We start from the raw sequence: 17,123 nt of genomic DNA on the forward strand, positions 1-17,123 counted from the left end.
CAATGACTTTTTTCCACATCTCGACATGTGGGACCAAAAATTTATGTTTGGTGATCAAGGATCCACATGGAGCGATCATTCTCCGCTTTGATAACGCTTTGATGACTGCTCGCCGGCTGCTCGATGACTGCTCACAGGCGTTGTCGGGGACAAATGCCGACAGCGGCGACCGGGAAGCGGCGAACCCGCTTTCACCGACGCGTACTTCGCTCGCGGTACGCCGGGAGGGCGTGCTTGACCCCCGCACCGAGCCAATCGATCTTGACGGGGGATCGGCACCGTGCTTATCTTCGCCCCGAAGCGTTCAATCACGTTGAACAAGTCGATAGCACAAGCCAGGATCCACGAGTCGAGGGTACTCGGCAGCGAAGCGAACGGGATCGGACATGCTGGGTGACCGACTGCGCGAACTACGGCAGGCGCACGATCTGACCTTGCGTCAGTTGGCCGCCGCAGCCGGTATTTCCGCGGGCATGCTCAGCCAGTTGGAGAACGGCGCCGCGGAACCGAGCCTGAGCACCTTGCGCAAGCTCGCCCGCGTCTTCGACACCTCCATCGCCACCCTGTTCGACGACCCCGACGTACCGCGCGTGGCTGTCACCACGCGTGAGCGGCGCATGCGGCTCGGTGCCGCCCGTCAGCACATCACCTACTCCAGGCTCACCCCCGGAACGGGTGATCTGGAAGTGTTGGAAGCGGACATCGAGCCGGGCCAGGCCTCCTCCGACGAGCCGTACAGCCATCCCTCCACGGAATGCGCCACGGTACTCGCCGGAGAACTCGACGTCGAGGTGGACGGTCGCGTCCACCACCTGCACGAGGGCGACGCGATCACGTTCGACTCGCGTCTGCCGCACCGGTTCGTCAACAACTCCGACGCCCCGGCACGGCTACTGGTCGCGGTCACGCCGCCGATGCCGTGAGGCGCGGGTGCGCCCGAGGCATCGGAACGCGGGTACTTCCCACGCCGTAGCGCGGCGGGCGGTCCCGGCGGGCCGGTGGTCGCGGGTACACCCGTCGCCGTAGCGCGGCGGGGCTCTCGGGCCGTCGCGACTTCGGGTGTTCCCGAGGTGGTACGGCATGGGTGTCACCCGCGCCGTACGGCCCGCGGGTACACCCGTCGCCGTAGGCGCGGGTCCCCTCGACGCCCCGCGACGTGCGGGCTCCGTTTCGCGCGGCGCGGTCGGCTTGCGCGTCCGGGGTGTGGTCGCTCCCCCACACCCCGGACGCGCCGGCCGACCGCGCCGTACGGCCGGAGCGCACGTACCAGGCCCACCGGTGCCGAACGGCCCGCGTGTGTCGGATCCCGGGTTTGTGTCCCCGAAAGGATCGAGGGCATGGACCGCACCACCGTCGACTGGCACGGCTACATACCGGCCGTGACCACCCCCTTCACCTCCCAGGGCGACCTCGACCTGACCGCCTGGGACGAACAACTGGAATGGTTCGCCGCCGAGGGTCTGGACGGCGTGGTCATCGCCGGCACCACCGGCGAGTGGTACACGCTCACCGCGACCGAACGCGCCACCCTGTTCACCCATGCCGCCCGCCGGGTCCGCGGCCGATACACCCTGCTCGGCGGCTGCAACGCCTACACCGCCACCGCCGCGATCGGCCACGCCCGCGCCGCCCGGGCCGCCGGCCTCGACGGCATCCTGCTCACCCCGCCGCCGTACGTGGTGCCCAACGCGCGCGAGACCATCGCCTTCTACGAGGAGGTCTCCACCGCCGTCGACATCCCGCTGTGCGTGTACAACTGGCCGCGCGGCACCGGCGTCGACCTGGACACCGACACCCTGACCGCACTCGCCGACCTGCCCACCGTGGTGGCGATCAAGAACTCCACCGGCGACTTCGGCGGCTTCGTCCGCGGCCTGGTCGCCCTGCACGAGCGGGTGCGCTACTTCGGCATCACCACCGACGCGGTCGGTGCCGCCCTGATGCGCGGCATCGGCGGCGACGGCCTGATGGGCGCCGGCGCCGTGCTCGGCCGCGACCACCCCGCCTTCTTCACCCACCTCGCCGCCGGCGACGAGGCCGCGGCGCTGGCGGTCGGCGCCCGCGACCGGGTGCTGATGCGGGCATGGTTCACCCGCGACTACGGGCCGCGCTTCGCCAGCGCCCCCGCCATCCTCAAGCACGCCCTCACCCTGCGCGGCGTGCCCGCCGGTCACCCGCGCCGCCCGCTGCTTCCGCTCACCGTCGCCGAGGCCGACCAAGTCCACGCCACCCTCGTCGAGTTGGGACTCGTCTCCTGATGGAACGCACCGAAGTCCTGGTCATCGGCGGCGGGTTGCTCGGCTGCGCGGTGGCCTACCACCTCGCCCGCGGCGGCGCCGGCGTGCATCTGATCGAGAAGGACCAGCTGAACCGGCACGCCTCCGGCCAGAACGCCGGCAGCCTGCACTTCCAGCTGGAATACCGGATGATCCAACACGGCCACGCGGTCGCCGCCCGCGCCGCCGAGGCACTGCCGCTGCACCTGGACGCGATGAACTCGTGGGCGGGCCTGGAGGACGAACTCGGCGAACCGTGCGGCGTGCGCCGCGGCGGCGGCCTGATGCTCGCCGAGAGCCCCGAGGACCTGGCCCTGCTCGCGCACAAGACGCACCTGGAGCACAGCCACGGCCTCGACGTCGAACTCCTCGACGCCCGCGCCACGCACGAGTTGGCCCCGTACCTGTCCGAGCGGGTCGTCGGCGCCGCGTGGTGCCCCGGCGAGGGCAAGGCCGACCCCCGCCTGGTCACGCACGCCTACGCCCGCGCCGCGCGGCGGCTCGGCGCCCGGATCGAGACCGGCGTACGACTGACCGCGCTGCGCCACGACGGCCGGCACTGGCTCGCCGACACCGCCGCCGGCCCGCGCCTGAGCGCGCGCGCCGTGGTCATCGCCGCCGGCGTGTGGACCGCCGAGGTCGCCGCGATGGCCGACATCCGGCTGCCCGTGGTCCCCGTCGCGCTGACCATGACCGTCACCGCCGCCACCCGGCCGCTGGTTCCGCACCTGGTGCAACACGCCGGCCGGCGGCTCTCGCTCAAGCAGAGTGCGGAGGGCAACATCCTGATCGGCGGCGGCCGGGCCGCCAAGTTCGTCCAGCACGCCGGCACCCTGGACCTGGACGCCCGCCCCGAACTGCGCCTGGACTCGGTCTTCGCCGGCGCCGACGCCGCCCGCGTGGTGCCGGCCGTACAGCGGCTGCCCGTGTTGCGCGTGTGGTCCGGCGCCACCTCGCTCGCCCCCGACCAACTCCCGCTGCTCGGCGCCGTTCCGCGCCGCCCCGACCTGTTCGTCGCCACCGGCGGATCCGGCTTCACCCTCGGCCCCACCTACAGCCGCCTGCTCGCCGAACAGATCCTGACCGGAAGTACCGCCCTGCCCCTGGACGACTACTCCCCCGCACGGTTCGGAGCGTTGAACTTTGTCTGACCACTCCCCCTCCGGCCGTCCGGGGCAGGTGACCATCACCCTCGACGGCGTCCCGCGCGAAGTGCCGGGCGGTCGCTCGCTCGCCGCCGCGCTGATCGCGATCGACGAACCCGTCACCCGGCACGACCGCGCCGGCCGGCCGCGCTCGGCCTACTGCGGAATGGGCGTGTGCTTCGAATGCACCGTCACCGTCGACGGCGCGCCCCTGATCCGCTCCTGCCAGGAACCCGTACGCGCCGGCATGACCGTGGACACCACCGGCGAGGAAGCCCGATGAACACCACCACCCCCGACCTGCTCGTCGTCGGCGCCGGCCCCGCCGGGCTGGCCGCCGCCGTCACCGCCGCCACGCACGGCGCCCGGGTCCTGGTCGTCGACGAACAGCCGCGCCCCGGCGGCCAGATCTGGCGCCGCCCCGACCCGGGCAACCCCGGCCCGGACCCGCTCTCCGCCCCCGCGTACGCGGCCGGCCGCGCGCTGCTCACCCGCGCCGCCGCGCATCCGGGCATCGACTTCGCCCACCGCACCACCGCCTGGGGCGTGTTCGCCACCCGCACCGCGCCCGACGGCTGGGCGGCGCCGCCCGGCACCCCCGTCCCGGCCGGACCCCGAGTCGCGGTGCACGGTCCCGAGGGGGTGGAAGTCCTGCTGCCACGCGCCCTGTTGCTCACCGCCGGCGCCTACGACCTGCCGGTGCCGCTCCCGGGCTGGACCCTCCCCGGCTTTCTCACCGTCGGCGGCATCCAGGCCCTGCTCAAGGGCCACCGCACGCTCGCCGGTCGGCGGATCGTGCTGGCCGGCGCACACCCCCTGCTGCTGATCGCCGCCGCGCAACTGGTGCGCGCGGGCGCGGACGTGGCCGAAGTCGCCTTCGCCCAGCACCTGCCCGCCCCCGCCGACCTGATCCGCGCCGTCGCCGCGCTGCCCGGCAACCGGGCCAAGGTCGCCGAGGGCCTGGCCGCGCTGCGCACACTGCGTCGGGCGGGCGTACCGGTGCACACCCGCACCCTGCTCCTGCGGGCCGAGGGCGAACAGCACGTCACCGCCGCCGTGTTGGCCCGCGTCGACCAGGACTGGCGCCCGGTCCCGGGCAGCGCCCGCACCGTCGGCTGCGACACCGTGGGCACCGGCTACGGCTTCGTCCCCTCCACCGAACTGGCCCGCCAGGCGGGCTGCGCGGCGCACTGGAACGGTCCGGCCGGCGGCTGGGTGCTCGACCACGACGACGCGATGCGCACGTCGCTGCCGCACATCTGGGCGGCCGGCGAACTCACGGGCGTGGCCGGCGCCGAACACGCCGTGGCCACCGGACGCCGCGCGGGCCTCGACATCGTCCGCAGCCTGGGCCTGCTCGAATCCGCCCCATACGACCGGGAACTGCGGTCCATCGAGGGCGAGTTGGCCGCCACCGGGCGGATGGCGGCGTTCCTGGACCACACGTGCGCGCCGCACCGGGCCGGGCTGCACGCGCTCGCCGACGACGACACCGTGCTGTGCCGCTGCGAGGAGATCACCTTCGGCGAGGTCCGCCGCACGCTCGCGGACAACCCGGGCCTGGATACCGCCGACGCGGTCAAACTGATCACCCGCGCCGGCATGGGCCCCTGCCAGGGCCGGATGTGCGGCCCTGCACTGCTCGAACTCCTGCACCGGGAAACCGGCTTGCCAAGGGAGACGATCGGCGCCTTCACCGCCCGCCCACCCGTGAAACCGCTCCCGGTCGAAGCGCTGGCGCGCGCACACGACGCCACCACGACGGCGGAATCACCGACGGACGCGGGGCCGGTGGTGAGGTAGCGGCTGTGCCGGAGCGGCGCGGGCTCGGGTTTGGGCCTGGGCTTCGGCTCCGGCTCCGGCTCCGGCTCCGGCTTCGGCTTCGGCTTCGGCTTCGGCTTCGGCGGGGACGCGGGTCGTCATCTCCGCGCGTCGATGTCGGGTCGGTCGGGTCGGTCGCTGGTGAGGTGGCGGTCGAGCAGGTCGCGGGCGTGGGCGACGGTGAGCGGGGAGACGCCGTGTGCGGGGGCCGACAGGAGGGCGTTCTCCATCTCGGCGTACGCGCCGTTGCGGCCGGCCCGGATGATCGCCGCCTCGGCGGCCGACGCGACGGGCAGGCCCGGTCCGTCGCGGGTGACGAGGCGGATCCACAGCGGCCATCGGTCCGAATACACGCCGACCCCCGTCTGGTCGGCCGGCGCCCCGGGCCGCGCCCACACGTCGTGCGGCGCGCGGGCGAGGGCCACCGCGTGCATGAGGCCGGCGGCGTACATCGTGTGGAAGTCGTGCCGGAAGGCGTAGGTCTCGCGTTCCGAGCCGGTGGGCGTGCCGAAGAGCGTCGGCTGCCGGTCGGGATCGGGGCCGTGGCTGGAACCGGGGCCGGGGCCGGGCAGGAACCCCACCTCGGTCCACAACGCGTCGAGGGCGTCCCGACACAGCAGCGCGGTGCGCGACACCGGACCCGGCAGGAGCAGCGCGGCGGTCAGCAACTCCGCCACCAGGTCCGCGTTTTCCTCGAAGACTTGCCAGAGCAGGCAGGCGTTGAGGATGCGGCGCAACTCGATCGGGTCGGCTTCGTCGGGGAGTTCGCGGCGGCCGAAGTCGGTGAGGTGGAACAGGGTGTGCGTGAGCGCGTGCACGTCGGCGAGGCTCATGTACAGCGGGTGCGGGTGTGCGGCCAGGATCGAACCCTGGCGGTACGCGGTGTGGTCGACCGGTTCGCCGCCGCACTGGGCACGCAGCCAGGCCGACTCGAGGCGGCGGTGCGGCGGCCGTTCGACGGCGTCGACCTGGCCGGTGGCGAAGGCACGACGCAGCGTGGCCGCGAAGTGGGAGTCAAGGATACCGAGTTGCTCCAGCGCCAGATGCGTGATGCCGAGCGGCACTGCGGTGCGCGGGTGTCGGACGAGCAGCGCGGTGCGCTCGGGGGTGCGGGCGAGTGGGGCCAGCAGGGTCGCGATGCGGTGGAGCGCGGATCGGATCTCCGGCGCGGGGTGCGGGATCCGGTCGGCGATCAGCACGAGGCGGGCGGTCTCCACGACGAACTGCTCGGTGGCGCTGCGGTCGGGGTCGGGGCGGGCCGCCGGCTCCGGGAGGGGGCCTTGGCGGTCGAGGCGTTCGAGGCCCAACTCGGCCAGGGTGAGCACCTGGAGCAGTCGACGGCGGGGCGGCGCGGGCGCGGGCACGTCGTCGGCGTGACCGGCGCCGTTGCCGGCCGAACGCGCGGCGCGGCTCGCCGGGATCGAGCCGGCGTCGGGGGCGGTCTCGGGGGCGGCGTCTCGGGCGGGGGTCGAGTGAAGGACCTCGGCCCCCCGCGGTTCCGGGATCACGCCCGCTCGGCGGACTGCGTACCGGCGCCCACGCCGGCACCGTCCTCGCTCGCCACCGGCCGGATCCCACCGATTTCCACGCCCTGCCCCCACTCACCCATCGGATCCCCCGCCAAGTCGTCGGTATTCCTCCACCCGGACCCTCAAGCTTGACACCACCGTGGGCAGTTCGTCAGGTAAATCAGCAAATCGCCTCGTATTGCGTACTCATGGGCGAACCATGCACGACCATGGGTGGCCGCTGTGACCGCGGCGGCCGGCCAAACGCGGCCGGGGCGGCACAAACCGCTCGCGATCGGGCCGTACGTCGCCGCCGCACCCGCACGCGGGGCGCGCGCCGGTCGCACCCGGACCGCGCGCGAACCACACGCGGACGGCATCCGCACCATCGTGTCGCCCCACCCCGGCATACCCGGGCGTCCGTTCCGGTTCACACCCACGGAGGACGTCCACGATCGTCCGCCCGGCGGTCCACCCGCCGTCGACCGACCCCACAGGAAGCGCCGAGCCTCATGTACACCACTCGTACCACCCATCAGAATCCCGATCCCACCCCCAACCGATCCGATGAGAACCAATACCCCGTCCACACTCGTGGGTTCTGACAATGAACCCCAACGACAAGCGCATCGACCATCTCCTCGGAGCCTTCGGCGCCGGAGCTCTCGTCAACGCCTGGATCGACGCCCTGATCACCGACGACCACCTCGACCCGGCCGCGGCCACCCGGGTGGCCTGCGACCGTGTCGCCGACCTCTCGCCGTGGCTGATCGCCGCGCCGGGCCAAACCTGGCGACTACGGGAGGAGTTCGAGCCGAACGCCGACTTCTCGCCGCACCTGGTCCTGGTCCTCGGCGTCCGACACGCGCACGGCACCCATCCGCGCGACGGCACGTCGGCGATCCTGATCGCCGACGCTGAGGACGACCCACGCCATGCCGTGGGCTGGATGGACGTGGACGACTTCGCCGTCTGCTACTCCCTCGAGGAGTGGCCCGCCCCGGAGGTCCGCCGGGTCGACGACAGCGACGCCACCACGACCCCGACCCCGAACTGAGCGAGGGCGGCGTTATGGGCGGATGGCCGTCATGTACGGCATGCCGCGCACGTCGATGGACAGGATCTCGACGTTCGAGCCGGGCTTGGGGGCATGGATCATCTTGCCGCCGCCGATGTAGATGCCGACGTGGTGCAGGTCCGAGTAGAAGAAGACCAGGTCCCCGGGCTGGAGTTCGGACTTGGCGACGGGCCTGCCCACCCGGACCTGCTCCTGGGACGTGCGCGGCAGCGAGACGTTCGCCGTCCGCCAGACGAACTGGGTCAGCCCCGAACAGTCGAACGAGTCGGGGCCGGTGGCGGCCCAGCGGTACGGCTTGCCGAGCTGCGCGTAAGCGGCCCGTACCGCGGCGGCTGCCCGGTCCGACGTCGCCGGGGACGCCGTCGCGTACTGCCGCTTCGCCGCGGCGGCCTCACGGGCCTTGCCGTCACGTTCCGCCTGCTCCTCCCGGCGCAACCGCTCCCGGTCGGCGCCGGACAGCCGGTTGACGACGTCCTGCGCCTGGCGCAGCTTGGCCTCGACGGTTTGCTTGCGCGCCGTCATCTCCCGCTGCGTACGGTCGAGTTCCGCCATCCGCTCGGCGACTTCCCGGCGTTCCTGGTCGAGTTCGCGCCGCTGACGCTGCACGAGACCCAGCGCCTCCTGCTGCCGCGCGCTCAGTTGGCGATCGAGGGAGATCCGGTTCAGGAATCCCCGGGGGTCATCGGTCATCAACAGCCGCAGGCTCGGATCGACGCCACCACCGCGATACTCCGCCGACGCGATGCCTCCGAGCATCTCCCGCTGACGGGCAAGCGCGGCCTGCTTGTCGGCCAACCGCTGCTGCAACACGGCGACTTGCTCCTGCGCCTTACGATTCGCATCGGCCGCACCGTTGTAACTCTCGGTCGCGGCCTCCGCCTCCTCGTGCAGCGCGTCGACCTGCTCCTTGGCCTGCCGCAGCGTCGGCTGCGGCTCGGCCTGCACGGGCGAAGCGGCAAACACCATCACCCCAACCGCCGCCGAGGAAACAATCGAAACCCCGACCCGCCGAGCAACCCGAGGCCGAGATCTGGCATGCACACCCATAAACGCCGCACTCCTCCGGTCCGGCCGCCCACACAAAGCAGACACCGCCGGGGCGGCACCTCAACGGCACCGCCAACCCTATTACTATGCAGCGTAGTAATAAACCCCACCCAAGGCACGTCACACTCGGCGCCAAGCGTACCTCACTCCACCGCTCCGGAGTCCCCAACCCGCCTCAACGCCGCACGCAGAGCTGCCGATTCCACCGGATCGAGCCGCTCCACAAAGCCCAACAAGGCCGCCGCCCGGTCCTGACTATCGGCAAGCGTTTCGGCCATGATCCGCGCGGTATAGGCGTCCTTATCCTCAACCGGCATGTAGGTACCCACACGCCCCGAAAGCCGACGCTCGAGCCACCCTTTGGCAACGAGCTTGTTGAGCACCGTCATGACCGTCGTGTAGGCAAGTTCCTTCTCCCGACGCTCATTCAACGCCGCAACAACGTCATGCACCACGACGGGCCGCCCCATGGACCAAACCACGTCCATGGCCTCACCCTCAAGACTCCCCAACCCCCACACACCCCCAGCCTACCGACCCCCAGAAACACGAGGGATGCGCAGCCACCCCGAGCCGTGGTCCGCCGGGACGCCCCCGGCGCGCGGGACTCCGAGGCCCCGGGCTCCCAACGAGAGTGCTGCGTTGCCCGCCGGGAAGCGCGACGGCGGTTCGGGTCCGCCGACGCGCCTCCCCGGGTAAGTCGGCTATCTCCGGCAACCGTTGCGCCTGTGGCTGCGCAGGCCGGTCCGGGGCCGGTCAGAGTCACCGGGTCGGCCGCCGCCGGCGTGCGGGGCTCCGAGACTGAAGCCTCCCGATGAGACAGCCGAACTGCTCACCGAAAACCGGCCGGCAACGGGGGCAGGAGGAGGCTCAGGTCGAGTCCGCCGGGGGGACGTCCCGAGTGGGGTGGGTGTTTCCGGCGGGCATTGCGCTTGTGGTTGCGGGTGGCTGGTCCGGGGCGGGTCAGAGTCGGTGGTGGGCCGCCGCCGGCGTGCGGGGCTCCGAGGCCCGGAGTTCCCGACGAGGTGGGTGTGTTGCTCGGCGGAAGACCGGCTGGCAGCGGGGGAGCAGAAGGGTTGGTCGGGTTGGGTTGCCCGGGGTGCCTTCCTGAATGGGTCGGGTGTTTCCGGCGGGCGTTGCGCTTGTGGTTGCGCAGGCCCGTTCCGGAGCTGGCCAGAGTCGCCGGATCGGCCGCCGCCAGCGTGCGGGGCTCCAAGACTTCGGAGCGTCTGGCGAGACAGCCGTGTTGCTCGGCGAAATCCGGCCGGCAGCAGCGGGCAGGAGGACGCTCGGGTCGAGTCCGCCGGGGAGCCCTCCCGAGTGGGCCGCGCCTCTTCGGCGGGCGTTGCGCCTGTGGTTGCGCAGGGCCGATCCGGAGCTGGTCAGAGTCGCCGGGTCGGCCGCCGCCGGCGTGCGGGGCTCCGAGACCCGAAGCTCTCGACGAGACAAGCGAGCTGCTCACCGAAACCCGGCCGGCAACGGCGGGCAGGAGGAGGCTCGGGTCGAGTCCTCCAGGCAACCTTCCCGAGTGGGCCGGGCGTTCCCGGCAGGCGTTGCGCTTGTGGTTCCGGGTGGCCGGTGCGGGGCCGGCCAGAGTCGCCGGGCGGGCCGCCGCCGGCGTGCGGGGCTCCAAGACCCGGGCTCTCGACGAGACAAGCGAGCTGCTCACCGAAACCCGGCCGGCAACGGCGGGCAGGAGGAGGCTCGGGTCGAGTCCTCCAGGCAACCTTCCCGAGTGGGCCGGCTGGTTTCGGTGCGCAGTGGGCGTGTGGGTGACGGCGGTTCACGAAACCGGATCGAGTGGAGTGCTGGAGCCTCTGCGCGAGAGAAAACCGCAGGTCAGCGCGAAGGGAAGCCGTCTGGAGCGTCTCGGGATCCGGCTTCGGCCCTCCCTGGGCACTTTCGGTCTCCTCGACGGCTTTCGAGAGTTCGCAGCACGCGCAACCGACTCTCACTACGCAGTTTCGGCCTTCACACCGGCGTTGCGCAGGTCGAAGCGCACGAAACCGGCACTCGAGACCCGACTTTCCGCCCCGACCCCGCAAAACCGCAGGTCACCGAAGCTCGAAGCCCACAACCGCCCACCGCGATCCGGTTCCGAACCCCAACTGCCCTCCAAACGCCCCGAAGCACCCCGACCCACCCGGGAAGGCCCCAGGAGAACCCGACCCGGCCACCCTCCCGCTCCCCCACTGCCGGCCGGTGTTCCACCGAGCAACACACCCGCCCCGCCAGACGCCCCGAAGTCTTGGAGCCCCGCACGCCGGCGGCGGCCCACCACCGACTCTGACCCGCCACGCACCAGCCACCCGCAACCAACAGCGCAACGCCCGCCGGAAACGCCCGACCCACTCGGGAAGGCCGCCCGGGCAACCCAACCCGACCACCCTTCTGCCCCCGCTGCCAGCCGGTTTTCGCCAAGCAACACGCCCGCCTCGCCGAGATGCCGGAGTCTTGGAGCCCCGCACGCCGGCGGCGACCGACCCGGCGACTCTGACCCGCCCGGACCGGGCCTCCGCAAGCACAAACGCGACCCTCGTCGAAGACACGCAACCCACCCGGGAAGGCCCCCGGCGACCCCAACCCGACCAACCACCCTCCCCGCCGCTGCCGGCCGGTTTTCGCCGAGCAAAGCGCCCGTCTCGTCGGGAGCGCCGGGCTTCGGAGCCCCGCACGCCGGCGGCGGCCCACCACCGACTCTGACCGGCCCCGGACCGGCCCTCCGCAACCACAAGCGCAACGCCCGCCGAAGGCAACCGACTTACCCGGGAAGGCTCGTCAGCAGACTCGACCCGAGGGCCCTCCCCCTCCCCGCTGCCGGCCGGTTTTCGCCGAGCCACACGCCCGCCTCGTCGGGAGGCCGGAGTCTCGGAGCCCCGCACGCCGGCGGCGGCCGACCCGGCGACTCTGACCCACCCCGGACCGGCCCTCCGCAACCACAAGCGCAACGCCCGCCGAAGACACCCGACTCACCCAGAAAGCGCGTCGGCGAACCCAACCCGGCCCCCCGCCCTCCCCGCCGCTGCCGGCCGGTTTTCCGCCGAGCCACACGCCCGCCTCGTCGGGAGGCCGGAGTCTCGGAGCCCCGCACGCCGGCGGCGACCGACCCGGCGACTCTGACCCACCCCGGACCGGCCCTCCGCAACCACAAGCGCAACGCCCGCCGAAGACACCCGACTCACCCAGAAAGCGCGTCGGCGAACCCAACCCGGCCCCCCGCCCTCCCCGCCGCTGCCGGCCGGTTTTCCGCCGAGCCACACGCCCGCCTCGTCGGGAGGCCGGAGTCTCGGAGCCCCGCACGCCGGCGGCGACCGACCCGGCGACTCTGCCCCGCCCCGGACCGGCCCTCCGCGACCACGAGCGCAACGCCCGTCGAAGACACCCGACTCACCCAGAAAGCGCGTCGGCGGACCCGCCCGGCCGCCCGCCCTCCCCGCCGCTGGCGGACCCGCCGAGCAACGCACCCCCGTCTCGTCAGCCCCGACGGGTGACCGGCGCCCGCCCTGAGGGGTCGCGTGGCTGTGGTCGGGGGCGGAGGCGGTTGGCGGGGTGGTGGTTAGGGTTCGGGGGTCGATTGGACTGGGTGACCGTTGGGGGTGGGTGTGGGGGCTCTGCTCTTGGGGCTCTTCGGGTATGGGCTGGGGGTGAGTTTTGGGCTGCCCTGGTTGTTGTCGGTGGGGCGGTGGGTCGAGCGGGCGCCGCGGGTTGGGATTGTGTTGTGGCAGGTGGGCAGTCTTTCGGCCTTGGGCGCATTGGTGCTGGTCGGGGCTGTGATGGTGGTGCCGGTCGGGGCGGTGGGTGGGGCCGTTGGGGAGCTGTTCGGGGTTTGTGCGGCCGGCTTGCGTGGGCATTACGGGTGGTCGGGGGTTGCCGGAGCGCCGGTTGTGGGTGCGGTTGGTGCCGGTGGGGTGAGTCTGTGGGTCGTGGGCAATGTCGGGTATGAGCTTGTGGCGGCGGCGCGGGATCGGCGGGCGCATCGTGAGCGGTTGCGGCTGCTGGGGTGTCCGGCCGGGCCGTTCGGGGCGCTTGTCGTTCCGTTTGCCGAGCCCGTGGTGTACTGCCTGCCGGGGCGCCGGCCGACGGTCGTGTTGACCTCGGCGGCGGTGGCGGCGCTGACGTCGCGTCAGCTGCGGGCGGCCCTCGCCCACGAGCATGCCCACATCCGCCAACGGCACCATCTTGCCCTCGGGTTGGCCGCCGGGCTTCAGCGCGCCCTGCCGTTCCCGCCGCTGTTTCGCCGTGCCCGCGCCGAGATCACGTTGCTGATCGAACTGGCGGCGGATGACGCGGCCGCGCGCCGTCATGGCCGGCGGGCGCTGGCCGAGGCGGTTGTCGTGGTGGCCGCGCCCGAGGCCACCACGCCCGAGACCACCGCGCGCGGGCTCGGCGCCGGTGGGGTGTCCGCGCTGCATCGGGTACGCCGACTCGCCCGTGCCGACGCGCCGTTGGGACGCGTGCGCCTCGCGGCGGCGATGGCGCTGGCCGTCGTCCTGCTCACCGGTCCCGCCCTGCTCGCGTTGGCGCCGCTCGGGCACGCCGCAGGGGCCCACCACTGTGCGTCCGCCCCGGCCGACGGCATCGATCCCGGCACGGCCGACCGCATCGCCGTGTGACGATCGGCGCCGCCGCCGACGTCGCACGCCACGAGGAGCCGCCGCCCCTCGCCGCGCGGGAATTCGGCGGCGGAGAGACGGCGGCGGGGTTCGGAGCCGGCTAGTGGTTCATGCCGGGCATCGACGGCGAACTCGGGGTGCTACCGCCCATGGCGGTGAGCATTTGCCGCATCTGCTGCACCTCGGCCGCCTGCGAACTCTTGATCTGCTCGGCCAACTTGCGCGCGGCGGGATCGACGCCCTGGGCGAGTTCCGTCTCCGCCATGGTGATCGCCCCGTTGTGGTGTTCGATCATCATGGTCAGGAACCGCCGGTCGAAGTCGGCGCCGGTGGACGCCTTGAACGCGGTCATGTCCGCCTCGGACATCATGCCGCCGCCATGGTTCATGCCACCCGGAGCCGAGGTCGGCTTGCCCCACGTGGTGAGCCAGCCCTTCATCAGCTTGATCTCCGGGGCCTGCGCCGCCTCGATCGTCGCGGCGAGCTTCTTCACCTCGGTGTCGGCCCCCTTGGCCGGCGCCTCCTTGGCCATCTCCACGGCCTGCTCGTGATGCGGAATCATCATCTGCGCGAACATCACATCCGCGTCGTTGAACGCACCCGCCGACGCGCCCGGGGCGGACGCCGAGGCGGAGGCGGACGCCGCAGCCGGGGCGGACGCCGAAGTGGACGCCTTCGCCGAGGACTTGTCCTTGTCGTCGCTACCGCACGCGGCGAGGACGAGCGCACCGGACATCACGGCGGCGGTCAGCGCGAGGGTACGGGTGCGGGTACGGGTGAATCGCTTCATGGTCGTGCTTCTCCTGGGAGTGCGCGGCCCGCCCGTACGGCGGGCTCGGCGATGCGGAACAGGGCGCGAAGTCCCCGGCCGTGGCCCGGGACCGGGCGTCGGCCTATATGCGCAGTACTCGCAGGAGGGCGAGATCGGGTGTCCGCGGCGGCGGCAATCCCAGTACGAACGCCGCCAGTCGGGCCCGAGGCCGACGTCGGCGCCGGGTCCGGGCGCGACGCAGGGCGAGTACGGCCAGGGCGGCCACCACGACGCCGAGGCCGGCGAGCAGCACGGCCAGACAGATCGTGGTCGGGTCGGAGCCATGGTGCGAGCCGCCGTCTGTGGAGCAGCCGCCGTCCGGGCAACCGCCGTGATGGCCGGGCGCCATCGGCTCCATCACGCCGCGGCCCGCACCGACCGCATCCGCGGCCTCGGTCGCCGATCCCGTCGCAGCCGCCGACGCCGGATGGCCAAGCGTGTGCATGCCCATCACGCCGAGGGTCAGCAGCAGGAGGAGCAGGCCACGCACGAGGACGCGGTCGATGCCACGCGGCGCGCGTGCCACCGGTCCCGCCGTCCGCGCCGCCACGTACCCACCCTCCGCCTCGCGTCGCCCATACCCCACGTTGGTATCCAGACTAGGCCCAGGAGCAACACATCGACCAATGGGGTCCGATGAAATGATCTTCTGGTCATGCATACCCCCGGCCCGTAAACTCGCCGGGCGCTGTCGCGCCGCAAGTACACACGGGAGAGACATTCATGACCACACACCACGAATCACCCGCCGGACACGACCACTCGGAACACCACCACTCCGAGCACCCCCACGGCGGCCACGGCGACGACGGCAACAACCACGGGGAGCACGGGGAGCACGCAAACCACGGGAGTCACGAAAAGCACCACGGGGGTCACGAGGACCACGGAAGCCACGACAGCCACACCAACCACGCGGACCACGCGGACCACCCGGACCACGACCCCGCCTCCTGGAAAATGGCGGCCGCGGCCACGCTGCACTGCCTGACCGGCTGCGCGATCGGCGAGGTCCTGGGCATGATCATCGGCACCGCCCTCGGCTGGTCGAACCCCGCCACGATCATCACCGCCATCATCCTGGCGTTCGTCTTCGGATACGGCCTCACCATGCGCGGTGTCCTACACGCGGGCGTCGATCTGCGCCAGGCCCTCAAGGTCGCGCTCGCCGCCGACACCGTGTCGATCATCGTCATGGAGGTGATGGACAACAGCGTCATGATGCTCGTGCCCGGCGCGATGCACGCCGGACTCGGTGACCCGCTCTTCTGGGCCAGTCTCGCGCTGTCGTTCGCCGTCGCCTTCGTGATCACCGTCCCGGTCAACCGCTGGCTGATCGCCCGCGGCAAGGGCCACGCGGTCGTACACGCGTACCACTGACCGAGCCCCCTCAGGCCCGCTCCGACAGCGCGTCGGGCCGGACGTGGTGATGCCGGTCGATCACATACGCGTGCCGGTGTCGCCACCCGTCGGCCGACGGCACGGCATCGGCCAGGTGCGGGTGGTCGGCGGGCAAGTCGCAGTGCACGTGCACGAGTTCGGTACCTCCACGACGGGGCCGACACGCCGCCGCACCGACCACCCCCGCCAGGGCGATGCCGCCCAGCACCATCGCGGCGACCGGCATACCCGCACCCGCCGCCAACCATCCGGCGAGCGGATAGGTGACCAGCCAGCACCCGTGGGACAGGGAGAACTGGGCGGCGAACGCGGCGGGCAGGTCCGCGGCCCCCGCCGACCGCCGAATCACCCGCCCGGCCGGGGTGAGCACCAGCGAACACGCCGCGCCGATCGCCGCCCACGCGACCAGCAGCAGCACCCACGATCGCGTGTTCGGCGCCGCCGCCGTGACCCCCGCGACGGCGGCCAGTACGACCGGAAGCGCGCAGGCCGAGGCCGACATCACGCCCCGATCCGCAAAACGGCGCAGCAGGCGCGGCAGCAGCAGGGCCGCCACCATCGAACCCCCGCCATACGCGCCCAGGGCCAGCGACACCGCACCCGCGCTCCGCCCGAAGTGCTCCCGAACCAGAACGACCGTATTCACGAAGACGATCGCACTCGCCGCCGCGACCGCCAGATCGAGCGCCAACAGCGCCCGTAGCCCCGGCGTCTCCCGGAACAGCCGGAACCCGAGGCCCGCTTGCGCATACCGACCCCGCACACCCTCGGCCCGCTCCACCGGCGCCGGCCGAGGCAACACGACCGAGACGACCAGGGTGGCCGAGGCGACGAAGCCCACTGTCGTACCGGCGAACAGCCAGTGGTAGGAGACCAGTTCGAGCAGCAGCGCGGCCAACGCCGGGCTGAACAGGCTCTCCAGGTCGTAGGCGAACCGAGACATCGATAGGGCCGCCGTGTACTCGCCTTCCTCGGGCAGGAGTTCGGGGATGCCGGCCTGGAACGTGGGCGTGAAGATCGCCGACGCGCCCTGGAGCAGCAGGATCAGCACGTAGATCTGCCACACCTGGGTGACGAACGGCAGCGCGAGCGCGACGAAGGCACGGACGAGGTCCATCGCGACCAGCAGGCCACGGCGGGAGACCCGATGCGCGAGCGCGCCGGCGACGGGTGAGACGACGACGTACGCGACCATCTTGATCGCGAGCGCCGTGCCCAGTACGGCGGAGGCGTCGGCTCCCGCGATGTCGTAGGCGAGCAGGCTCAGTGCGACCGTGGCCAGCCCGGTACCCACGAGCGCGACGACCTGCGCGCTGAACAGACGGCGATAGGTGCGATTTCGCAATACGGCAAGCATCGGCATCGACCTCGTCCCGTTCGGCGGCGTCGAGGAGCGAGACCAGCGTACTCATCATGTGCGTAC

At 72.2% G+C, this 17,123-nt stretch carries 14 protein-coding genes; 8 read left to right on the plus strand and 6 right to left on the minus strand.

Annotated features, from left to right (window positions below):
* Positions 1-386 precede the first annotated feature (386 nt).
* The 5 genes from ACMXN5_RS36635 to ACMXN5_RS36655 all read left to right on the plus strand — a co-directional run bounded on the left by ACMXN5_RS36635 (position 387) and on the right by ACMXN5_RS36655 (position 5,224).
* The gene (locus ACMXN5_RS36635; protein ID WP_078980568.1) at positions 387-923 is read left to right on the plus strand and encodes a helix-turn-helix domain-containing protein; all 537 of its coding nucleotides are present in this window, start codon (positions 387-389) and stop codon (positions 921-923) included.
* Between the two features lie 414 nt (positions 924-1,337).
* On the plus strand, positions 1,338-2,258 hold the full coding sequence (locus ACMXN5_RS36640; RefSeq protein WP_439679205.1) for a dihydrodipicolinate synthase family protein: 921 nt from the start codon (positions 1,338-1,340) through the stop codon (positions 2,256-2,258).
* Positions 2,258-3,427 (plus strand): NAD(P)/FAD-dependent oxidoreductase, encoded by a 1,170-nt coding sequence (locus tag ACMXN5_RS36645; RefSeq protein WP_439679206.1) that lies wholly within the window; start codon positions 2,258-2,260, stop codon positions 3,425-3,427. The genes ACMXN5_RS36640 and ACMXN5_RS36645 overlap by 1 nt, the downstream gene beginning before the upstream one ends.
* Complete coding sequence (locus ACMXN5_RS36650; protein ID WP_439679207.1) at positions 3,420-3,704, plus strand: (2Fe-2S)-binding protein; 285 nt, start codon at positions 3,420-3,422, stop codon at positions 3,702-3,704. The genes ACMXN5_RS36645 and ACMXN5_RS36650 overlap by 8 nt, the downstream gene beginning before the upstream one ends.
* On the plus strand, positions 3,701-5,224 hold the full coding sequence (locus tag ACMXN5_RS36655; protein ID WP_439679208.1) for an NAD(P)/FAD-dependent oxidoreductase: 1,524 nt from the start codon (positions 3,701-3,703) through the stop codon (positions 5,222-5,224). The genes ACMXN5_RS36650 and ACMXN5_RS36655 overlap by 4 nt, the downstream gene beginning before the upstream one ends.
* A gap of 116 nt (positions 5,225-5,340) precedes the next feature.
* On the opposite strand, the gene ACMXN5_RS36660 is transcribed toward ACMXN5_RS36655, so the two are convergent.
* Positions 5,341-6,750: a DUF6895 family protein gene (locus ACMXN5_RS36660; RefSeq protein WP_439679209.1), complete on the minus strand. Its 1,410-nt coding sequence runs from the start codon at positions 6,748-6,750 to the stop codon at positions 5,341-5,343.
* 607 nt (positions 6,751-7,357) lie between these two features.
* Between ACMXN5_RS36660 and ACMXN5_RS36665 the strand changes: the two genes are divergently transcribed.
* Positions 7,358-7,807 (plus strand): hypothetical protein, encoded by a 450-nt coding sequence (locus tag ACMXN5_RS36665; RefSeq protein WP_439679210.1) that lies wholly within the window; start codon positions 7,358-7,360, stop codon positions 7,805-7,807.
* Between the two features lie 12 nt (positions 7,808-7,819).
* Here the strand turns inward: ACMXN5_RS36665 and ACMXN5_RS36670 are convergent, their stop codons facing one another.
* Together ACMXN5_RS36670 and ACMXN5_RS36675 are read right to left on the minus strand one after the other, a co-directional pair.
* Positions 7,820-8,794, minus strand: coding sequence for an NlpC/P60 family protein (locus ACMXN5_RS36670; RefSeq protein WP_439679211.1), 975 nt, complete (start codon positions 8,792-8,794; stop codon positions 7,820-7,822).
* 224 nt (positions 8,795-9,018) lie between these two features.
* Complete coding sequence (locus ACMXN5_RS36675; RefSeq protein WP_439679212.1) at positions 9,019-9,396, minus strand: BlaI/MecI/CopY family transcriptional regulator; 378 nt, start codon at positions 9,394-9,396, stop codon at positions 9,019-9,021.
* A gap of 3,387 nt (positions 9,397-12,783) precedes the next feature.
* Here ACMXN5_RS36675 and ACMXN5_RS36680 point away from each other — a divergent pair.
* A complete protein-coding gene (locus ACMXN5_RS36680) occupies positions 12,784-13,488 on the plus strand; it encodes a M56 family metallopeptidase (RefSeq protein WP_439679213.1) in 705 nt (234 codons plus the stop codon).
* Positions 13,489-13,588: 100 nt separating this feature from the next.
* On the opposite strand, the gene ACMXN5_RS36685 is transcribed toward ACMXN5_RS36680, so the two are convergent.
* Positions 13,589-14,278, minus strand: a complete 690-nt coding sequence (locus ACMXN5_RS36685) for a DUF305 domain-containing protein (protein WP_439679214.1) — start codon at positions 14,276-14,278, stop codon at positions 13,589-13,591.
* A 103-nt stretch (positions 14,279-14,381) separates the two neighbouring features.
* On the minus strand, positions 14,382-14,849 hold the full coding sequence (locus tag ACMXN5_RS36690; RefSeq protein WP_439679215.1) for a DUF6153 family protein: 468 nt from the start codon (positions 14,847-14,849) through the stop codon (positions 14,382-14,384).
* A gap of 173 nt (positions 14,850-15,022) precedes the next feature.
* Here ACMXN5_RS36690 and ACMXN5_RS36695 point away from each other — a divergent pair, with 173 nt between their 5' ends.
* Positions 15,023-15,679, plus strand: coding sequence for a DUF4396 domain-containing protein (locus tag ACMXN5_RS36695; RefSeq protein ID WP_439679216.1), 657 nt, complete (start codon positions 15,023-15,025; stop codon positions 15,677-15,679).
* A 10-nt stretch (positions 15,680-15,689) separates the two neighbouring features.
* Here ACMXN5_RS36695 and ACMXN5_RS36700 read toward each other — a convergent pair whose 3' ends face one another.
* The gene (locus ACMXN5_RS36700; protein ID WP_439679217.1) at positions 15,690-17,057 is read right to left on the minus strand and encodes an MFS transporter; all 1,368 of its coding nucleotides are present in this window, start codon (positions 17,055-17,057) and stop codon (positions 15,690-15,692) included.
* Between the last annotated feature and the right edge of the window lie 66 nt (positions 17,058-17,123).

Origin of the sequence: Embleya australiensis, from assembly GCF_051903075.1 — a bacterium.
Classification (GTDB): domain Bacteria; phylum Actinomycetota; class Actinomycetes; order Streptomycetales; family Streptomycetaceae; genus Embleya.